Below are 18511 nucleotides of genomic sequence, written 5' to 3'. Positions count from 1 at the left end.
GGTCGGTTTTTTAACAAGCTTATCGCTTAGGCTGCAGCAGCAAGGTTCAGAGCCTTGATGTGGCCATTCAGACGACCTTTATGGCGAGCAGCTTTGTTCTTGTGGATGATGCCTTTATCGGCCATACGGTCGATAACTGGCACAGCCAGAACGTAAGCAGCTTGAGCTTTTTCAGCGTCTTTTGCGTCAATGGCTTTAACTACATTCTTGATGTAGGTACGAACCATGGAACGCAGGCTGGCGTTGTGGCTGCGACGCTTCTCAGCCTGTTTTGCACGTTTTTTGGCGGAAGGTGTGTTGGCCACCGTCGAGCTCCTCGAAAGACTTTTTAGGAAATAGCAAACAAAATAGGCCGCGAATCATGCCGATGAGTTGAAGTCTTGTCAAGGGCGTGTGATGCGAACTGCTGAGTGGTCGATCTTAAGAGGCGGGTGATTTATTTCCGGCGCTTGACCTGTAAACTCGCGAGCTTTGGCTCTGTGCTTGTTGCAGGCGCGGAGTATCGCATATGTGGGCCGTTTGTTCGCCTGCTCTTTATCTATAGGCAAAAACTCTTTCAATGAATCTGCTCAAATCGTTGGCCGCTGTCAGCTCTATCACTATGATTTCCCGGGTTCTGGGGTTTGTGCGTGACACGCTGCTGGCACGTATTTTTGGCGCCAGCATGGCCACGGATGCCTTCTTCATTGCCTTTAAACTGCCCAACCTGCTGCGGCGGATCTTCGCCGAGGGGGCTTTTTCCCAGGCATTCGTGCCGATTCTGGCGGAGTACAAGGCCCAGCAAGGCGAGGAGGCGACCCGCACCTTCATTGCCTATGTTTCGGGTTTGCTGACGTTGGTGCTGACGCTGGTGACGATCGCCGGGATGCTCGCCGCGCCCTGGGTGATCTGGGCCACGGCCCCCGGTTTTGCCAATACACCGGAAAAATTCGCCCTGACCACTGATCTGTTGCGGGTGACCTTTCCTTATATATTGCTGATTTCCCTGTCGTCCCTGGCCGGGGCGATCCTCAATACCTGGAACCGTTTCTCGGTGCCGGCCTTCGTGCCGACCCTGCTTAACGTCAGCATGATTATTTTTGCGCTGTTCCTGACACCGTATTTCGATCCGCCTGTGATGGCCCTCGGCTGGGCGGTCCTGGCTGGTGGCCTGGCACAACTGCTGTACCAGCTGCCGCACCTGAAGAAAATCGGCATGCTCGTGCTGCCGCGTTTGAATCTCAAGGACACCGGCGTCTGGCGGGTGATGCGCAACATGCTGCCGGCCATCCTCGGGGTTTCCGTCAGCCAGATTTCCCTGATCATCAACACCGCCTTCGCCTCGCTGCTGGTCTCGGGTTCGGTGTCGTGGATGTACTACGCCGACCGTCTGATGGAATTGCCGTCCGGCGTGCTCGGCGTGGCACTCGGCACCATCCTGCTGCCAACGCTGTCGCGTACCTATGCCAGCAAAGACCGCCACGAATATTCGCGGATTCTCGACTGGGGCCTGCGCCTGTGCTTCGTGCTGGTGCTGCCGTGTGCCGTGGCCCTGGGGTTGCTCGCCGAGCCACTGACGGTCGCGCTGTTCCAGTACGGCCAGTTCACTGCGTTTGACGCCTCGATGACCCAGCGTGCGCTGATCGCCTATTCCGTTGGGCTGCTGGGCATTATCGTGATCAAGGTGCTGGCTCCCGGCTTTTATGCTCAACAAAACATCCGTACCCCGGTAAAGATCGCGATCTTCACCCTGGTGGTTACCCAGCTGCTCAACTTAGCGTTCATCGGTCCGCTGAAGCATGCCGGGCTGGCGCTGGCGATCAGTGTGGGGGCCTGCATCAACGCCGGGCTGCTGTTTTATCAGCTGCGTAAACAGAAAATGTTCCAGCCTCAGGCGGGCTGGGGCTTGTTTGCGCTCAAGTTGGTGGTGGCGGTGGGGACGATGGCCGCGGTACTGCTGGGCCTGATGCACTTCATGCCGGCCTGGGAGCAGGGCCATATGCTCGAGCGCTTCATGCGCCTGGGAGCGTTGGTGGCGGCTGGTGTGCTGGTGTACTTCGGCATGTTGCTGCTGATGGGCTTCCGCTTGCGGGATTTCAATCGCAAGTCGCTGAGCTAGAGACTTTTCGTCGATAAGACGGTTGTTTTATCGATTCGCGCAAATGGCCTGCGCTGTTGCCTGTCGTCCGGGGCCGGGTGTGGTTATAATCGACCACTTTATGAGCAAGAAGCGCGTTATGCAGCTGGTTCGAGGTCTCCACAACCTGCGCCCCCAGCATCGGGGCTGCGTCGCCACTATTGGCAACTTTGACGGTGTTCACCGTGGCCACCAGGCTATCCTGGCCCGCCTGCGTGAGCGTGCGGTTGAGTTGGGCGTGCCCAGCTGCGTGGTGATTTTTGAACCACAGCCGCGAGAATTCTTTACCCCGCAGACGGCGCCGGCGCGTCTGGCCCGCCTGCGGGACAAGCTGCAACTGCTGGCTGAAGAAGGTGTGGACCGCGTCCTCTGCCTGGCTTTCAACCAGCGCTTGCGCAGCCTCAGCGCCGCCGAGTTCGTCGACCGTATCCTGGTGGACGGCCTTGGCGTGCAGCATCTGGAGGTCGGCGACGACTTCCGTTTCGGTTGCGACCGGGTAGGGGATTTCGATTTCCTGCAGCAGGCCGGCGTCACCCAGGGTTTTACCGTCGAAGCCGCGCAAACCGTCGAACTGGACGGCCTGCGCGTGAGCAGTACCCAGGTGCGTAACGCCCTGGCCGCTGCCGACTTCGCCTTGGCCGAGCGTTTGCTCGGTCGCCCGTTCCGGATTGCCGGGCGGGTGCTGCACGGCCAGAAGCTGGCGCGCCAACTGGGCACGCCAACCGCCAACGTGCAGCTCAAGCGCCGTCGTGTGCCACTGACCGGGGTTTACCTGGTGAGTGTCGACATCGACGGCCAATCGTGGCCCGGAGTCGCCAACATAGGCGTCAGGCCCACGGTTGCAGGTGATGGCAAAGCCCACCTGGAAGTTCACCTTTTGGATTTTGCCGGTGATTTGTATGACCGGCGTTTGACGGTGGCTTTCCACCAAAAGCTGCGTGAAGAGCAGCGTTTCGCCTCCCTGGAGGCGTTGAAAACGGCGATCAATGCGGATGTCGCCGCCGCCCGTGCACTAGCCGCACCTAGCGCCCATCGCTAATGAAGAGCCTTAAATGACCGACTATAAAGCCACGCTAAACCTTCCGGACACCGCCTTCCCAATGAAGGCCGGCCTGCCACAGCGCGAACCGCAGATCCTGCAGCGCTGGGACAGTATTGGCCTGTACGGAAAGTTGCGCGAGATTGGCAAGGATCGTCCGAAATTCGTCCTGCACGACGGCCCTCCTTATGCCAACGGCACGATTCACATCGGTCATGCGCTGAACAAGATTCTCAAGGACATGATCATCCGCTCGAAAACCCTTTCGGGTTTCGACGCGCCTTATGTCCCGGGCTGGGACTGCCACGGCCTGCCGATTGAACACAAGGTCGAAGTGACCTACGGCAAGAACCTGGGCGCGGATAAAACCCGCGAACTGTGCCGTGCCTACGCCACCGAGCAGATCGAAGGGCAGAAGTCCGAATTCATCCGCCTGGGTGTGTTGGGCGACTGGGCTAACCCGTACAAGACCATGAACTTCAAGAACGAGGCCGGTGAAATCCGTGCCTTGGCCGAAATCGTCAAGGGCGGTTTCGTGTTCAAGGGCCTCAAGCCCGTGAACTGGTGCTTCGATTGCGGCTCGGCCTTGGCTGAAGCCGAAGTCGAGTACGAAGACAAGAAGTCCTCGACCATCGACGTGGCCTTCCCGATCGCCGACGAAGCCAAACTGGCGCAAGCCTTCGGTCTGGCGAGCCTGGCCAAGCCAGCCTCCATCGTGATCTGGACCACCACCCCGTGGACCATCCCGGCCAACCAGGCGCTGAACGTGCACCCGGAATTCACCTACGCCCTGGTGGACGTCGGTGACAAACTGCTGGTGCTGGCTGAAGAGCTGGTGGAGGCGTGCCTGGCCCGCTACAACCTGCAAGGCTCGGTGATCGCGACCACTACCGGGTCCGCGCTGGAACTGATCAACTTCCGTCACCCGTTCTACGACCGCCTGTCGCCAATCTACCTGGCCGAGTACGTTGAGCTGGGCGCCGGCACCGGCGTGGTTCACTGCTCGCCTGCCTATGGCGTAGACGACTTCGTGATCTGCAAGCAGTACGGCCTGGTCAACGACGACATCATCAATCCCGTGCAAAGCAACGGCGTGTACGTGCCGTCCCTGGAATTCTTCGGTGGCCAGTTCATCTTCAAGGCCAACTCGGCGATCGTCGACAAGCTGGCGGAAGTCGGTGCGCTGCTGCACACCGAAACCATCACCCACAGCTATATGCACTGCTGGCGTCACAAGACCCCGCTGATCTACCGCGCCACTGCGCAGTGGTTTATCGGCATGGACAAAGAGCCGACCAGCGGCGAAACCCTGCGCAAGCGTGCGATCAAGGCGATCGAAGACACCAAGTTCGTTCCGGCCTGGGGCCAGGCGCGCCTGCACTCGATGATCGCCAACCGTCCGGACTGGTGCATCTCCCGCCAGCGCAACTGGGGCGTGCCGATTCCGTTCTTCCTGAACAAGGAAAGCGGCGAGTTGCACCCACGTACCGTCGAGCTGATGGAAGAGGTTGCCCAGCGCGTTGAACAAGAGGGCATCGAAGCCTGGTTCAAGCTGGACGCCGCCGAGTTGCTGGGCGACGAAGCGCCGCTGTACGACAAGATCAGCGACACCCTCGACGTCTGGTTCGACTCGGGTACCACCCACTGGCACGTACTGCGCGGCTCGCACCCGATGGGCCACGAGACCGGCCCGCGTGCCGACCTGTACCTGGAAGGTTCGGACCAACACCGTGGCTGGTTCCACTCCTCGTTGCTGACCGGTTGCGCGATCGACGATCACGCCCCGTACCGCGAGCTGCTGACCCACGGTTTCACCGTCGACGAGAACGGTCGCAAGATGTCCAAGTCCCTGGGCAACGTGATCGCGCCGCAAAAGGTCAACGACACCCTGGGCGCCGACATCATGCGCCTGTGGGTTGCCTCTACCGATTACTCGGGCGAGATGGCCGTTTCCGAGCAGATCCTGCAGCGCAGCGCCGATGCCTACCGCCGGATCCGTAATACCGCACGCTTCATGCTGTCGAACCTGACCGGTTTCAACCCGGCCACCGACATCCTGCCGGCCGAGGAAATGCTCGCCCTGGACCGTTGGGCCGTGGACCGTACCCTGTTGCTGCAGCGCGAGCTGCAAGAGCACTACGGCGAATACCGCTTCTGGAACGTCTACTCGAAGATCCACAACTTCTGCGTGCAGGAGCTGGGTGGTTTCTACCTCGACATCATCAAGGACCGCCAGTACACCACCGGCGCCAACAGCAAGGCCCGCCGTTCGGCGCAGACCGCGCTGTACCACATCTCTGAAGCGCTGGTGCGCTGGATCGCCCCGATCCTGGCATTCACCGCCGACGAACTGTGGGAATACCTGCCGGGCGAGCGGAACGAGTCCGTGATGCTCAACACCTGGTACGAAGGCCTGACCGAATTGCCGGCCGACTTCGAGCTGGGCCGCGAGTACTGGGAAGGCGTAATGGCCGTCAAGGTTGCCGTGAACAAGGAGCTGGAAGTGCAGCGCGCGGCGAAGGCCGTTGGCGGCAACCTGCAGGCCGAAGTCACGCTGTTTGCCGAGGAAGGCCTGACCGCTGACCTGGCCAAGCTGAGCAACGAACTGCGCTTCGTCCTGATCACCTCGACCGCCAGCCTGGCGCCGTTTGCCCAGGCGCCTGCAGACGCAGTCGCGACCGAAGTCCCGGGTCTCAAGCTCAAGGTGGTCAAGTCCTCCTTCGCCAAGTGCGCCCGTTGCTGGCACTGCCGTGAAGATGTCGGCGTGAACCCCGAGCATCCGGAAATCTGCGGTCGCTGTGTCGACAACATCTCTGGCGCTGGCGAGGTTCGTCACTATGCCTGAAGCCAGTCGTTTTGGACGCCTGGGCTTGCTCGTGTTGAGCGTGCTGGTGCTGGTCATTGACCAGCTCAGCAAGGCTCACTTCGAAGGCGCCCTGGAGATGTACCAGCAGATCGTGGTGATTCCCGACTACTTCAGCTGGACCCTGGCCTACAACACCGGCGCTGCGTTCAGCTTCTTGGCTGACAGCTCCGGCTGGCAGCGCTGGCTGTTTGCCCTGATCGCCGTGGTGGTCAGTGCCGTGCTGGTAGTCTGGCTCAAGCGCCTGGGGCGTAACGACACCTGGCTGGCCGTTGCGTTGGCGCTGGTGCTGGGTGGCGCATTGGGCAACCTCTACGACCGCATTGCCCTGGGCCATGTGATCGACTTTATTCTGGTGCATTGGCAGAACCGCTGGTACTTCCCGGCGTTCAACTTTGCCGACAGCGCCATCACCGTCGGTGCAATCATGCTGGCGTTGGATATGTTCAAAAGCAAGAAAACCGGAGAGACCGTTCATGACTGAACAGGTATTGGCTGAGCAACGCATTGGCCAGAACACGGAAGTCACCTTGCATTTCGCATTGCGCCTGGAGAATGGCGACACGGTCGACAGCACGTTCGACAAGGCCCCGGCGACCTTCAAGGTCGGCGACGGCAACCTGCTACCGGGTTTCGAAGCGGCACTGTTCGGTTTCAAGGCCGGCGACAAGCGCAACCTGCAGATCCTGCCGGAAAACGCCTTTGGCCAGCCCAACCCGCAAAACGTGCAGATCATCCCGCGTTCGCAGTTCCAGGACATGGAGCTGTCGGAAGGCTTGCTGGTGATCTTCAACGATGCGGCGAATACTGAACTGCCGGGTGTGGTGAAGGCCTTTGATGACGCGCAAGTGACCATCGATTTCAACCACCCGTTGGCCGGGAAAACCTTGACCTTTGATGTCGAAATCATCGACGTTAAAGCGCTGTAACTAACGAAATCGGCCTACTGCAGGGGCGAGCTTGTTGGGGCTGCTTCGCGGCCCAGCGGGAGCAAGCGCCCTCGCCACACAAGCTCGATCCTACAGGGCAAGACACGAGGCACAGCATGCAAATCAAACTCGCCAACCCCCGTGGCTTCTGCGCCGGCGTGGACCGGGCGATTGAAATCGTCAACCGCGCCCTGGAAGTTTTCGGGCCGCCGATTTACGTGCGCCATGAAGTCGTCCACAACAAGTTTGTGGTCGAAGACCTGCGCAGCCGCGGGGCCATCTTCGTTGAAGAACTGGACCAGGTGCCGGACGACGTTATCGTCATCTTCAGCGCTCACGGCGTTTCCCAGGCGGTACGCACCGAAGCAGCAGGCCGTGGCCTGAAAGTGTTCGACGCCACCTGCCCGCTGGTGACCAAGGTGCATATCGAGGTCGCGCGCTACAGCCGTGATGGTCGTGAATGCATCCTGATCGGCCACGCCGGTCACCCGGAAGTCGAAGGCACCATGGGCCAGTACGATGGCAGCAATGGTGGTGCGATCTACCTGGTGGAAGACGAAAAAGACGTCGCTGCATTGCAGGTGCACAACCCTGAAAAGCTGGCTTTCGTTACCCAGACCACCTTGTCCATGGACGACACCAGCCGCGTCATCGATGCCTTGCGCTCGCGCTTCCCGGCCATCGGCGGTCCACGCAAGGATGACATCTGCTACGCCACCCAGAACCGCCAGGATGCGGTCAAGCAATTGGCCGACGAATGCGATGTTGTGCTGGTGGTGGGGAGCCCCAACAGCTCCAACTCCAACCGCCTGCGCGAACTGGCCGAGCGCATGGCCACCCCGGCCTACCTGATCGATGGTGCCGAAGACATGCAGCGCAGCTGGTTCGACGGTGTCGAACGCATCGGCATCACTGCCGGAGCCTCGGCCCCGGAAGTCCTGGTGCGTGGCGTTATTCAGCAACTGCAGGCCTGGGGCGCCACGGGCGCTGATGAACTGGCTGGCCGTGAAGAGAACATCACTTTCTCCATGCCCAAGGAGCTGCGGGTTCGTTCGCTGCTCTGAGGCCCGGAGTACCGGCATAGCCCCGGCACAAAGCCTGCTCGGTCTTGTTACTGCGCAGGCTGATACGCCCGCTGGCGGCCAGCACTATTTGATACAGGCTCAGTTGCTGGTCCGTCGCACACACGTGGACGGTGCCGGCGCTGAATGCCCCTGCTGACAGCAGCGGTTCGCCCAGGCTGCTGAAGCGTATCTGGGTTCTCACCGGCGTATTCCCCACAATCGGTATCTGCCCACTGTCCTGGCGCTCCAGCAGCACCGGGTTTTTGTCGTCCAGATGGCCGCGACCGTTCAGGTCCAGTATCACCCTCCAACCCCGGCTCCAGTCATCGTCCAATGCATGGATAACCACCGTGCGATTGCGTGCGATGGCTTCTGTGCGGGCATAACGCAGTCCGCCGGCAAGGGATTCGGCGGCGCTCTGGCGTCGTTGCGACTCGAGCAGCCCCTTGAGGCTCGGCACTGCCAGATTGGCCAGGATGCCGCTCAGGAACAGGCCGAGTATCAGTTCAATCAGCGAGAAACCTCGTTGTTTCATGGGCCGTCCCTCCGTGGACGCGGTGTGCTTTTTCAGTCGGTGCCGGATGGCAGACATAGTTATAGCGCCCAGTCCGGCGGGTCGAATGGTGGCCATTCTGTCCAAAGTATTTCGCTTTGTTCCGGGGGGCAGCGCTCAGGCAATACCGGCGCTAGTCTTGCGTCGCACAGCAGGTTTGCGCTGCTTTCTGATGACCTTCGACATGGATGGCGATGGTAATGAACGCTTTTCCCGTAACGCCCCACCCGCAACCGACCCAGGCCGGAATGACCCTGATCGAGGTCCTGGTATCTGTGCTGATCCTCGCTGTCGGCCTGCTAGGGGCGGCAGTCATTCAGCTCAATGCATTGAAATACACCGACAGTTCCAGGATGACCAGTCAGGCCAGTTTCATTGCCTACGACATGCTCGACCGGATCCGCGCCAATTCGGGTGCTGATTACTCCTGGGGCCAGGGTGAACGCGCGCCCTCCAGCACCTCGGTCGCGAGTGTGCGTGATCTGGACCTGCACGACTTTGAAGCGAATATCGCCGGGTTCGCCGGGGAAAGCGCTAAGGGGTCGGTTGCGGTCAATCAGCGAGAAGTGACCATCAGCATCAGTTGGGACGACTCCCGTGGAGCGAAGGCTCAAGGCACCCGGGAAACGTTCACCCTGACCAGCCGGATTGCAGTCGACCCGAGGGTGTTGCCATGAGAGGTCCAGTGTGCGGTTTCAGCCTGGTGGAGATGCTGCTGGCATTGGCCCTCGGCCTGATGTTGATCCTGGGGGTGACCCAGATTGCACTCAGCTCCCGAACCACTTATGCCAGCCAGAGTGCGGCTTCGCTGTTGCAGGATGATGCACGGTTCGCCCTTGGCAAGCTGATTCAGGAAATACGCCAGGCGGGCATGTTTGGCTGCTTGTCCGCTGCATCAATCAGCAACGCTCCCGCAGGTTTTGATCGTCCCATTGGATGGAGTACCACCGGCAGCTCCCGGTCCCTGACGCTGGTGACCGCCGACGTCGGGCAGGGTGGCAGCAAGCCGGACTGGACGGTGCTTTCCGATTGCACCGGTTCTGCCCACGCCTATGTTGGGAGCCCGCCGGCAGCGACGCCCCGGCAAATCCACTTCCCACTGCGCAAGCTGACCTACACCTTTGAGGGCGGGCAGCTGAAGTTCAGCACGCTGGCGGCCCCGAGCAAAGCGGTGCTGGTGGATAACGTGGGGGCATTCGATATCAGTTTCGGCGTGGCCGAGAAGCCAGGCTCAACGGTTGTCAGCCGATATGACCCCAACCCCGGCGATGAGTCGCTCATCCGCAGCGTGCGGATTCTGCTGACACTTCAGGATCCAAATGGGTTGGTGAAAGACCAGGCCTACAGCGTGGTCGCGGCACTACGTAATCGCCTGGAGTAGCGTGCCCATGGGTTATTACCTCTCCCGTTCGAGGCAGGCAGGCATGGTTTTGCTGATCAGCCTGGTATTCCTGCTGCTGTTGGCACTCCTCGGATTGTCTTCGATGCAGGGAGCAATCTCGCAAGAAAAAATTACCGGCAGCCTTCGGCAGCGCAACCAGTCGTTTCAGCAGGCCGAAAGCGGCCTCAGGCTTGGCGAGTCTTTGGTGCAGGCGTCAGGTTTCGCCCTGCGCCCTTGCCACTCGACGGCTGCGTGCGCGCCACCTGCCGAATCGGTTTCGGTAGTGGGGCCGGGGACGAATCCCGTATCGACTGTGACCTGGATAGGGATGAAAGATGGCGTCTACGGTATTCAAAACCTGGGGCCGGGAACGGGTTTGGCTCAGCTCCCGGCAGAGGCCCAGGCCACGGTCTATCGCGTGACATCAGTGGGCGTCAGTGGGCACTCACGCTCCGTCCTGGAGTCTGTGTATGCCCGTGTGGGCAGTGGGCCCGGCGAGCGTTTTCGACGAATCATGTGGCGACAACTTCAATAGGTGAGCAGCACGATGGGCAAGGATTGCACAGGCTTCACCCTGATCGAATTACTGATCGCCGTGGCGATCGTCGGACTCCTGGCGGGCGTCGCCTATCCCGGGTATCTCAGCCATATGAAAAAGGTCTATCGCGCGGAAATTGCCGGGTTGCTGAGTGAGCAGGCACAGTACCTTGAGCGCTATTACGCGAGGAACGGCACTTTTATTGATGCGACTGGCGTCATCGCCGGCAATGATCGCTATAGAATCACCCCTGCATTGAACCCTCAGGATTTCGTTCTGCTTGCCACGCCGGCAATTGACTCGGTGATGGCGGGCGATCCCTGTGCCGCCTTCAGTCTGAGCAGTACCGGTGCGCGAAGCAATCCGGGAGCCGCGCCTGATATGACGCGCAAGGCGTGCTGGGGGCAATGATGAGGAAGCTGGACGATTGGGCGCCGGGCGTGCCTTTTTCTTTTTATCGGCTGGATCGAACAATGGCTAAGCAACAGCAAGTAGTGGTTGTGGGTGGTGGGGTAATCGGGTTGTTGACGGCGTTCAACCTGGCGACCCAAGGGCAAGCGGTTGTGTTGCTGGATCGTTCGGCGGTCGGTCAGGAGTCTTCCTGGGCCGGCGGCGGCATTGTCTCCCCGCTCTACCCGTGGCGCTACAGCCCGGCCGTGACGGCCCTGGCGCACTGGTCCCAGGATTTTTACCCGCAACTGGCAGAGCGTCTGTTCGCGGCTACTGGCATTGACCCGGAAGTTCACACCACCGGCCTGTATTGGCTGGACCTGGATGATGAAACCGAGGCGCTTGCCTGGGCAGCCCGCGAAGGGCGCCCGCTGAGCAAGGTGGATGTTTCAGCTGCCCATGACGCTGTGCCGGTGCTGGGTGCCGGGTTTTCCCAGGCGATCTATATGGCGGATGTGGCCAATGTGCGTAATCCGCGGTTGGTCAAATCCCTCAAGGCGGCCTTGTTGGCCCTGCCGGGCGTGACGATTCACGAGCAGTGTGCGGTTGATGGGTTTATTCAGCAGGGCGGCAAGGTTGTTGGGGTGAATACGGCGCTCGGGCCGATCCATGGCGATCAGGTAGTGCTGGCCGCCGGCGCCTGGAGCGGTGAGTTGCTGGGCCGCCTGGGGCTTGAGTTGCCCGTGGAGCCGGTCAAGGGGCAGATGATCTTGTACAAGTGTGCGTCGGACTTCTTGTCGTGCATGGTCCTGGCCAAGGGGCGTTATGCGATTCCCCGGCGGGATGGGCACATTCTGATTGGTAGCACGCTGGAGCACGAGGGGTTCGACAAGACGCCCACCGACTCTGCACTGGAAAGCCTGAAAGCCTCTGCCGTCGAGTTGATTCCGGCCCTGGCCGATGCCGAAGTGGTGGGGCATTGGGCCGGTTTGCGGCCCGGCTCGCCGGAGGGCATTCCGTATATTGGCAAGGTGCCAGGTTTCGACGGGCTGTGGCTCAACTGCGGGCATTACCGCAACGGCCTGGTGCTGGCGCCGGCGTCCTGCCAACTGTTTGCCGATTTGTTGCTGGGACATGAGCCGATCATTGATCCGGCCCCGTATGCGCCGGCAGGCCGAGTCAACGCTGGATAGATTTCGGCCCCTGCTCCAGATGCGCCTGGGTGCAATACCATTCCTGGCGCAGGCTCAAGGCTCGATCCTGTGGCAGGTGAAGGCCACAGTGGGCGCAACGAACCATCTGGATCGGGCCCTGTTCGCTGGGCCGCTGCTGTTTGGCGGCCGGGCTTTTGAATTTGCGCCAAAACCATACCGCGGCAGCAATAACGGCGATCCAGAACAGTAGACGAACCATGGTGGGCAGCTTCTCGACAAGGAATCCCGCAGTTTAGCCAAGGACGTGATGGGCGCACAGCGCAATTATGCAGCGCAATAAAAAAGGGAGCTCCGAAGAGCTCCCTTTTCGCATCGCGGCGAACAATCAGTCAAAGATACCGAAAGTCATGTAGCTGAACCACGAGCGATCTTCGTTATTGCCCAAGGCTTGAGGCCCTTGCTCTTCGATGATGTCGCCGTTTTCGTCACGCGGCTTGAGGTCCGATGGAATCGAATCCTTGGCGTCCTGGTATTGCTTGATGATGTCCTGGTTGGCGCGGGTTTCGCCCGGCGGCAGCGGTGGACGGGACTCGATCAGGCCCAGGGTGTACTTGCTCAACCACGAGCGGTTGTCGGCTTCGGCAACCTGCGGTACGAACTGGCCGTCCTTCAGGCTTGGGTGGTCCGGGTAGTTGAGCTTCAGGGTTTCCAGGCTGGTGGCCGCCAGGGCGTCCAGGTGCAGGCGCTGGTAAGCCTCGGTCATCACGGCCAGGCCGTCACCCACCGATGGGGTTTCCTGGAAGTTTTCCACTACGTAACGGCCACGGTTGGCGGCAGCAACGTACGCCTGACGGGTCAGGTAGTAGTGGGCTACGTGGATTTCGTAGGAAGCCAGCAGGTTGCGCAGGTAGATCATGCGCTGCTTGGCGTCCGGCGCGTAGCGGCTGTTGGGGTAGCGGCTGGTGAGCTGGGCGAACTCGTTGTAGGAGTCGCGGGCAGCGCCCGGGTCACGCTTGGTCATGTCCAGCGGCAGGAAGCGCGCCAGCAGGCCAACGTCCTGGTCAAACGAGGTCAGGCCCTTGAGGTAGTAGGCGTAGTCCACGTTCGGGTGCTGAGGGTGCAGGCGGATAAAACGCTCGGCGGCGGACTTGGCAGCTTCCGGCTCGGCGTTCTTGTAGTTGGCGTAGATCAGCTCGAGCTGGGCCTGGTCGGCGTAGCGCCCGAACGGATACCGCGACTCCAGTGCCTTGAGCTTGGTCGTGGCGCTGGTGTAGCTGTGGTTGTTCAGGTCGGTCTGAGCTTGTTGGTACAGCTCGACCTCGCTCAGGTTTTCGTCGACGACTTCCTTTGTTGACGAGCAAGCAGCAGTCATGGCGAGGATGGCGATCAGCAGCAGGTGTTTCACTTGCATGGCGGCTTGCGTCCCTATGACGGCCGCTGTCTTGGGCGGGGCCGTCCTGTTATGATGAGCGCCCCTTGGAAAGCCTCGGGGCAAAAGACGCCGTATTTAACCACAAGCGCGCAGCCGAAACCAAAGGCTGTGCCACGCCTAGTCTGAGCATGTCCGATAAAATTGAACTTCGCGCAGAGGTGCCGTCCGAATTGGGCGGCCAACGCCTCGATCAAGTCGCCGCACAATTATTCGCTGAGCACTCGCGCTCGCGCCTTTCCGCCTGGATCAAAGACGGCCGCCTGACTGTGGATGGAGCGGTTATCCGCCCGCGAGACATAGTCCATGGTGGTGCGATTCTTGAGCTGACTGCCGAGCAGGAAGCCCAGGGAGAATGGATCGCCCAGGACATTGAACTGGACATCGTCTATGAAGACGACGACATCCTGGTGATCAACAAACCTGCCGGCCTGGTGGTTCACCCGGCCGCCGGGCACGCTGATGGCACGCTGCTCAATGCCTTGTTGCACCACGTGCCGGACATCATCAATGTCCCGCGCTGCGGCATCGTGCACCGCCTGGACAAGGACACCACCGGCCTCATGGTGGTAGCCAAGACCATTCAGGCGCAGACGCAGCTGGTCACACAACTGCAGAGCCGCAGCGTCAGCCGGATCTACGAATGCATCGTGATCGGCGTGGTAACCGCCGGTGGCAAAATCAATGCCCCGATCGGCCGCCACGGCCAGCAGCGCCAGCGTATGGCGGTGATGGAAGGCGGCAAGCAAGCCGTCAGCCACTACCGCGTGCTTGAGCGTTTCCGCTCCCACACTCACGTGCGGGTAAAGCTGGAAACCGGTCGTACCCACCAGATTCGGGTGCACATGGCGCACATCAACTTCCCGTTGGTCGGAGATCCGGCCTACGGTGGGCGCTTCCGCATTCCGCCGGCGGCCAGTGCAACCATGGTTGATTCGCTGAAAACCTTCCCGCGCCAGGCGCTGCATGCACGCTTCCTGGAGCTGGATCATCCGACGAGCGGTAAACGCATGAGCTGGGAATCGCCACTCCCAGACGATTTTGTCTGGTTGTTGTCGCTGCTCAAGCAGGATCGCGAGGCGTTTATCGGATGAGTGACTGGCTGATTCCTGACTGGCCCGCGCCGGCCGGGGTGAAAGCCTGCGTTACCACCCGTGCGGGCGGCGTCAGCGTGGCGCCGTTCGACAGCCTAAATCTCGGCGATCATGTCGAGGACAGCCTCGAAGCCGTGCTCGAAAATCGCCGTCGTCTCTGCGCTGCCTTCAATATCCAGCCCGCCTGGTTGCGCCAGGTTCACGGTGTGGTTGTCGTCGAGGCGGATCCCGGCCGGACTGCCGAAGCCGATGGCAGTTGGACCAGCACTCCGGGCATCGCCTGCACTTCGATGACGGCTGATTGCCTGCCTGCCTTGTTTTGCAATCGCGCCGGTACCCGCGTCGCGGCAGCCCATGCCGGCTGGCGTGGCCTGGCCGCTGGCGTATTGGAAGCGACCGTTGAAAGCCTGGATACCGAGCCTGCCGACGTACTGGTGTGGCTGGGGCCGGCCATCGGTCCGCAAGCCTTTGAAGTCGGCCCGGAAGTGCGTGAAGCCTTTATGCAGCAACTTCCGGAAACGATTGAGGCGTTCGTGCCCAGTCAGAACCCGGGCAAGTTCATGGCCGACATTTACCAACTGGCTCGCCTGCGGCTTGCCGCCCGCGGCGTCACTGCCGTGTACGGTGGTGGTTTGTGCACCGTGACGGATCCCCGCTTCTATTCCTACCGTCGCAGCCCGCGCACCGGTCGGTTTGCCTCCCTTGTCTGGCTTGAACGCTAGACTCCTTTGACTTGGGTCAATCCTGACGCAAGTCAGCGGTCGCCCGCTTGAATCTTCCAGAATCCACCCCATCTATAAGGGTATCTGGCAGGTTTCTTCATTCAGGATGTGTTTGTTCATAGCTCCGGCCTGCTCAAAAGGAAGGTGACTAATGCGTATTGATCGTTTAACCAGCAAATTGCAGTTGGCTTTATCTGACGCCCAATCTCTGGCGGTTGGCCTGGATCATCCGGCCATCGAGCCTGCGCACTTGATGCAAGCGCTCCTGGAGCAGCAAGGCGGTTCCATCAAACCCTTGCTGATGCAGGTGGGCTTCGACGTCAACAGCCTGCGCAAGGAGTTGAGCAAAGAGCTCGACCAACTGCCGAAAATCCAAAACCCGACTGGCGACGTGAATATGTCCCAGGATCTGGCGCGTCTGCTTAACCAGGCGGATCGACTGGCGCAGCAAAAGGGTGACCAGTTCATCTCCAGTGAAGTAGTGCTGCTCGCCGCGATGGACGACAACAGTAAACTCGGCAAATTGTTGCTGGGCCAGGGCGTGAGCAAAAAAGCCCTGGAAAACGCCATCAACAACCTGCGCGGCGGCGAGGCGGTAAATGACCCTAACCACGAGGAGTCCCGCCAGGCCCTGGACAAATACACCGTCGACCTGACCAAGCGCGCCGAAGAAGGCAAGCTTGACCCGGTGATCGGCCGTGACGACGAAATTCGTCGCACCATCCAGGTCCTGCAGCGTCGCACCAAGAACAACCCGGTGCTGATCGGCGAACCTGGCGTGGGTAAAACCGCGATTGCCGAAGGCCTGGCCCAGCGCATCATTAATGGTGAAGTGCCGGACGGCCTTAAAGGCAAGCGCCTGCTATCCCTGGACATGGGGTCGCTGATTGCCGGCGCCAAGTTCCGTGGCGAGTTCGAAGAGCGCCTCAAATCCCTGCTGAACGAACTGTCGAAGCAGGAAGGGCAGATCATTCTGTTTATCGACGAACTGCACACCATGGTCGGCGCCGGTAAAGGCGAAGGCTCGATGGACGCGGGCAACATGCTCAAGCCGGCACTGGCGCGGGGCGAGTTGCATTGCGTGGGTGCGACCACGCTGAACGAATACCGTCAGTACATCGAGAAGGACGCGGCCCTTGAGCGTCGCTTCCAGAAAGTATTGGTGGAAGAACCGAGCGAAGAAGACACCATCGCGATCCTGCGTGGCTTGAAAGAGCGGTATGAGGTCCACCATAAAGTCGCGATCACCGACGGTGCGATCATCGCGGCGGCGAAACTGAGCCATCGCTACATCACTGATCGGCAGTTGCCGGACAAGGCCATCGACTTGATCGACGAAGCGGCCAGCCGCATTCGGATGGAAATCGATTCGAAGCCCGAAGTGCTGGACCGTCTGGATCGGCGCCTGATTCAGCTGAAAGTTGAATCCCAGGCCCTGAAGAAAGAAGAAGACGAGCCGGCGAAGAAACGCCTGGAAAAACTCCAGGAAGAAATTGTTCGCCTCGAGCGTGAGTATTCGGACCTCGAAGAAATCTGGACCTCGGAAAAAGCCGAAGTGCAGGGTTCTGCGCAGATCCAGCAAAAGATCGAGCAGTCCCGTCAGGAACTGGAAGCAGCCCGCCGTAAAGGCGACCTGAACCGCATGGCCGAGTTGCAGTACGGGGTGATCCCGGACCTGGAGCGTAGCCTGCAGATGGTCGACCAGCACGGCAAGCCCGAGAACCAGCTGCTGCGCAGTAAGGTGACCGAGGAAGAAATCGCCGAAGTCGTCTCGAAGTGGACCGGTATCCCGGTGTCGAAAATGCTCGAAGGCGAGCGCGACAAGCTGCTGAAGATGGAAAGCCTGTTGCACCAGCGCGTCATCGGCCAGGAAGAGGCGGTGGTCGCGGTGTCCAACGCGGTGCGGCGTTCGCGGGCCGGGTTGTCCGATCCGAACCGTCCGAGCGGCTCGTTCATGTTCCTCGGCCCGACCGGCGTGGGCAAGACCGAGCTGTGCAAGGCCCTGGCCGAATTCCTCTTTGATACCGAAGAGGCGATGGTGCGGATCGATATGTCCGAGTTCATGGAGAAACATTCCGTGGCTCGCCTGATCGGGGCGCCACCAGGCTATGTAGGGTACGAGGAAGGCGGTTACCTGACCGAAGCGGTACGGCGCAAGCCTTACTCGGTGATCCTCCTGGACGAGGTCGAGAAGGCCCACCCGGATGTGTTCAACGTGTTGCTGCAAGTGCTGGAAGATGGCCGCCTGACGGACAGTCACGGGCGTACCGTGGACTTCCGCAATACGGTGATCGTGATGACCTCCAACCTGGGCTCGGTACAGATTCAGGAGCTGGTGGGTGACCGTGAAGCCCAGCGTGCAGCGGTAATGGACGCGCTGACCAGCCACTTCCGGCCGGAGTTCATCAACCGGGTCGATGAAGTGGTGATCTTCGAGCCTCTGGCGCGGGATCAGATCGCGGGCATTACCGAGATCCAGTTGGGCCGCCTGCGCAGCCGTCTGGCGGAGCGCGAGTTGTCCCTGGTGCTGAGCCGCGAGGCGTTGGACAAGCTGATCGCGGTTGGTTACGACCCGGTTTATGGCGCACGGCCGTTGAAACGTGCGATCCAGCGCTGGATCGAGAACCCGTTGGCGCAGCTGATCCTGTCGGGCAGCTTTATGCCGGGCACCAGCGTCGAGGCGACGGTGGAGAACGACGAAATCGTCTTCCACTAAGCCCAAGCGGTACTGCTATAAGAAGAGGCCCCGCATTGCGGGGCCTTTTTTTTCGATAGGGCGTTGAACTGTAAGGCAAAGGCTTGTAAAGTGCGCCCCGCAGCAACGTCAGCCCAACGGTTTCTTCTCCCCAAGGAGAAATCAGAAAGAAGCGCAAATCATTGTCTTAAAAGCAATTTAAAGGGTTGACAGGGGTTTTTAAGATTGTAGAATAGCGCGCCTCAGAGACACTAACGTAGCGATACGGAAGCGTCGAAGAGAAGGTAACATGCAACAACGTAACACTTTGAAATACGTAGTTCCGTGATAGCTCAGTCGGTAGAGCAAATGACTGTTAATCATTGGGTCCCAGGTTCGAGTCCTGGTCACGGAGCCAATTTCAAAACCGGGGTATAGCGCAGTCCGGTAGCGCGCCTGCTTTGGGAGCAGGATGTCAGGAGTTCGAATCCCCTTACCCCGACCATATTTGGGTCGTTAGCTCAGTTGGTAGAGCAGTTGGCTTTTAACCAATTGGTCGTAGGTT

At 60.3% G+C, this 18511-nt stretch carries 18 protein-coding genes and 2 tRNA genes; 16 read left to right on the top strand and 4 right to left on the bottom strand.

The features are described 5' to 3' along the window. Positions 1–26: 26 nt before the first annotated feature. Positions 27–305: a 30S ribosomal protein S20 gene (gene rpsT / locus ACW9I6_RS10240; protein WP_003215870.1), complete on the bottom strand. Its 279-nt coding sequence runs from the start codon at positions 303–305 to the stop codon at positions 27–29. A 254-nt stretch (positions 306–559) separates the two neighbouring features. Between rpsT and murJ the strand changes: the two genes are divergently transcribed. From murJ to ispH, 6 genes are all read left to right on the top strand, one after another. Next, positions 560–2098 carry a murein biosynthesis integral membrane protein MurJ gene (gene murJ / locus ACW9I6_RS10235; RefSeq protein ID WP_003215872.1) on the top strand — a complete coding sequence of 513 codons (1539 nt, stop codon included), beginning with the start codon at positions 560–562 and terminating at the stop codon, positions 2096–2098. A gap of 118 nt (positions 2099–2216) precedes the next feature. Further along, positions 2217–3155, top strand: a complete 939-nt coding sequence (gene ribF / locus ACW9I6_RS10230) for a bifunctional riboflavin kinase/FAD synthetase (RefSeq protein ID WP_003215874.1) — start codon at positions 2217–2219, stop codon at positions 3153–3155. Positions 3156–3168: 13 nt separating this feature from the next. After that, positions 3169–6000: an isoleucine--tRNA ligase gene (ileS, locus tag ACW9I6_RS10225; protein WP_457339249.1), complete on the top strand. Its 2832-nt coding sequence runs from the start codon at positions 3169–3171 to the stop codon at positions 5998–6000. Beyond that, complete coding sequence (gene lspA, locus ACW9I6_RS10220) at positions 5993–6502, top strand: signal peptidase II (RefSeq protein WP_003215877.1); 510 nt, start codon at positions 5993–5995, stop codon at positions 6500–6502. The genes ileS and lspA overlap by 8 nt, the downstream gene beginning before the upstream one ends. Before the next feature lie 7 nt (positions 6503–6509). Beyond that, a complete protein-coding gene (gene fkpB / locus ACW9I6_RS10215) occupies positions 6510–6947 on the top strand; it encodes an FKBP-type peptidyl-prolyl cis-trans isomerase (RefSeq protein ID WP_003215879.1) in 438 nt (145 codons plus the stop codon). A gap of 116 nt (positions 6948–7063) precedes the next feature. Next, positions 7064–8011, top strand: a complete 948-nt coding sequence (ispH, locus tag ACW9I6_RS10210; protein WP_003215881.1) for a 4-hydroxy-3-methylbut-2-enyl diphosphate reductase — start codon at positions 7064–7066, stop codon at positions 8009–8011. Here ispH and ACW9I6_RS10205 read toward each other — a convergent pair. Further along, positions 7965–8546 carry a GspH/FimT family pseudopilin gene (locus tag ACW9I6_RS10205; protein ID WP_003215883.1) on the bottom strand — a complete coding sequence of 194 codons (582 nt, stop codon included), beginning with the start codon at positions 8544–8546 and terminating at the stop codon, positions 7965–7967. The genes ispH and ACW9I6_RS10205 overlap by 47 nt on opposite strands. Before the next feature lie 218 nt (positions 8547–8764). Between ACW9I6_RS10205 and pilV the strand changes: the two genes are divergently transcribed. The 5 genes from pilV (at position 8765) to thiO (ending at position 12066) form a co-directional block, all read left to right on the top strand. Further along, the gene (gene pilV, locus ACW9I6_RS10200; RefSeq protein ID WP_102369926.1) at positions 8765–9241 is read left to right on the top strand and encodes a type IV pilus modification protein PilV; all 477 of its coding nucleotides are present in this window, start codon (positions 8765–8767) and stop codon (positions 9239–9241) included. Beyond that, the gene (locus ACW9I6_RS10195; protein WP_457339248.1) at positions 9238–9945 is read left to right on the top strand and encodes a PilW family protein; all 708 of its coding nucleotides are present in this window, start codon (positions 9238–9240) and stop codon (positions 9943–9945) included. The genes pilV and ACW9I6_RS10195 overlap by 4 nt, the downstream gene beginning before the upstream one ends. A gap of 7 nt (positions 9946–9952) precedes the next feature. Then, entirely contained in the window at positions 9953–10480 is a 528-nt protein-coding gene (locus ACW9I6_RS10190; RefSeq protein ID WP_087695242.1) for a pilus assembly PilX family protein, read from the top strand. Between the two features lie 12 nt (positions 10481–10492). Next, the gene (locus tag ACW9I6_RS10185) at positions 10493–10894 is read left to right on the top strand and encodes a type IV pilin protein (protein WP_003215892.1); all 402 of its coding nucleotides are present in this window, start codon (positions 10493–10495) and stop codon (positions 10892–10894) included. 62 nt (positions 10895–10956) lie between these two features. After that, positions 10957–12066 (top strand): glycine oxidase ThiO, encoded by a 1110-nt coding sequence (gene thiO / locus ACW9I6_RS10180; protein ID WP_008432849.1) that lies wholly within the window; start codon positions 10957–10959, stop codon positions 12064–12066. Here thiO and ACW9I6_RS10175 read toward each other — a convergent pair. Continuing rightward, positions 12053–12286: a PP0621 family protein gene (locus ACW9I6_RS10175; RefSeq protein ID WP_026078011.1), complete on the bottom strand. Its 234-nt coding sequence runs from the start codon at positions 12284–12286 to the stop codon at positions 12053–12055. The genes thiO and ACW9I6_RS10175 overlap by 14 nt on opposite strands. A gap of 126 nt (positions 12287–12412) precedes the next feature. Continuing rightward, positions 12413–13438 (bottom strand): outer membrane protein assembly factor BamD, encoded by a 1026-nt coding sequence (locus ACW9I6_RS10170; protein ID WP_003215898.1) that lies wholly within the window; start codon positions 13436–13438, stop codon positions 12413–12415. 149 nt (positions 13439–13587) lie between these two features. On the opposite strand from ACW9I6_RS10170, the gene rluD reads away from it, so the two are divergent. The 5 genes from rluD (at position 13588) to ACW9I6_RS10145 (ending at position 18451) form a co-directional block, all read left to right on the top strand. Then, a complete protein-coding gene (gene rluD / locus ACW9I6_RS10165) occupies positions 13588–14550 on the top strand; it encodes a 23S rRNA pseudouridine(1911/1915/1917) synthase RluD (protein ID WP_003215899.1) in 963 nt (320 codons plus the stop codon). After that, positions 14547–15272 (top strand): peptidoglycan editing factor PgeF, encoded by a 726-nt coding sequence (gene pgeF / locus ACW9I6_RS10160; protein WP_134327335.1) that lies wholly within the window; start codon positions 14547–14549, stop codon positions 15270–15272. Before rluD ends, pgeF begins: the two co-directional genes overlap by 4 nt. A 151-nt stretch (positions 15273–15423) precedes the next feature. Continuing rightward, complete coding sequence (gene clpB / locus ACW9I6_RS10155) at positions 15424–17988, top strand: ATP-dependent chaperone ClpB (protein WP_003215904.1); 2565 nt, start codon at positions 15424–15426, stop codon at positions 17986–17988. Positions 17989–18288: 300 nt separating this feature from the next. Then, a tRNA-Asn gene (locus ACW9I6_RS10150) sits at positions 18289–18364 on the top strand. 10 nt (positions 18365–18374) lie between these two features. Then, positions 18375–18451: transfer RNA gene (locus ACW9I6_RS10145), tRNA-Pro, on the top strand. The last annotated feature ends 60 nt before the right edge of the window (positions 18452–18511 follow it).

The organism is Pseudomonas sp. SDO5522_S412, from assembly GCF_054071215.1.
The sequence above is the reverse complement of the archived record's forward strand: the minus strand, read 5'-3'. Positions and strand labels throughout refer to the sequence as shown.

Bases quoted from the DNA above. Each gene is read 5' to 3' on its own strand.
- murJ (WP_003215872.1), top strand. From the start codon at position 560: ATGAATCTGCTCAAATCGTTGGCCGCTGTCAGCTCTATCACTATGATT.
- ribF (WP_003215874.1), top strand. From the start codon at position 2,217: ATGCAGCTGGTTCGAGGTCTCCACAACCTGCGCCCCCAGCATCGGGGC.
- ileS (WP_457339249.1), top strand. From the start codon at position 3,169: ATGACCGACTATAAAGCCACGCTAAACCTTCCGGACACCGCCTTCCCA.
- lspA (WP_003215877.1), top strand. From the start codon at position 5,993: ATGCCTGAAGCCAGTCGTTTTGGACGCCTGGGCTTGCTCGTGTTGAGC.
- ispH (WP_003215881.1), top strand. From the start codon at position 7,064: ATGCAAATCAAACTCGCCAACCCCCGTGGCTTCTGCGCCGGCGTGGAC.
- ACW9I6_RS10205 (WP_003215883.1), bottom strand. From the start codon at position 8,546: ATGAAACAACGAGGTTTCTCGCTGATTGAACTGATACTCGGCCTGTTC.
- pilV (WP_102369926.1), top strand. From the start codon at position 8,765: ATGAACGCTTTTCCCGTAACGCCCCACCCGCAACCGACCCAGGCCGGA.
- ACW9I6_RS10195 (WP_457339248.1), top strand. From the start codon at position 9,238: ATGAGAGGTCCAGTGTGCGGTTTCAGCCTGGTGGAGATGCTGCTGGCA.
- ACW9I6_RS10190 (WP_087695242.1), top strand. From the start codon at position 9,953: ATGGGTTATTACCTCTCCCGTTCGAGGCAGGCAGGCATGGTTTTGCTG.
- ACW9I6_RS10185 (WP_003215892.1), top strand. From the start codon at position 10,493: ATGGGCAAGGATTGCACAGGCTTCACCCTGATCGAATTACTGATCGCC.
- thiO (WP_008432849.1), top strand. From the start codon at position 10,957: ATGGCTAAGCAACAGCAAGTAGTGGTTGTGGGTGGTGGGGTAATCGGG.
- ACW9I6_RS10175 (WP_026078011.1), bottom strand. From the start codon at position 12,286: ATGGTTCGTCTACTGTTCTGGATCGCCGTTATTGCTGCCGCGGTATGG.
- ACW9I6_RS10170 (WP_003215898.1), bottom strand. From the start codon at position 13,438: ATGCAAGTGAAACACCTGCTGCTGATCGCCATCCTCGCCATGACTGCT.
- rluD (WP_003215899.1), top strand. From the start codon at position 13,588: ATGTCCGATAAAATTGAACTTCGCGCAGAGGTGCCGTCCGAATTGGGC.
- pgeF (WP_134327335.1), top strand. From the start codon at position 14,547: ATGAGTGACTGGCTGATTCCTGACTGGCCCGCGCCGGCCGGGGTGAAA.
- clpB (WP_003215904.1), top strand. From the start codon at position 15,424: ATGCGTATTGATCGTTTAACCAGCAAATTGCAGTTGGCTTTATCTGAC.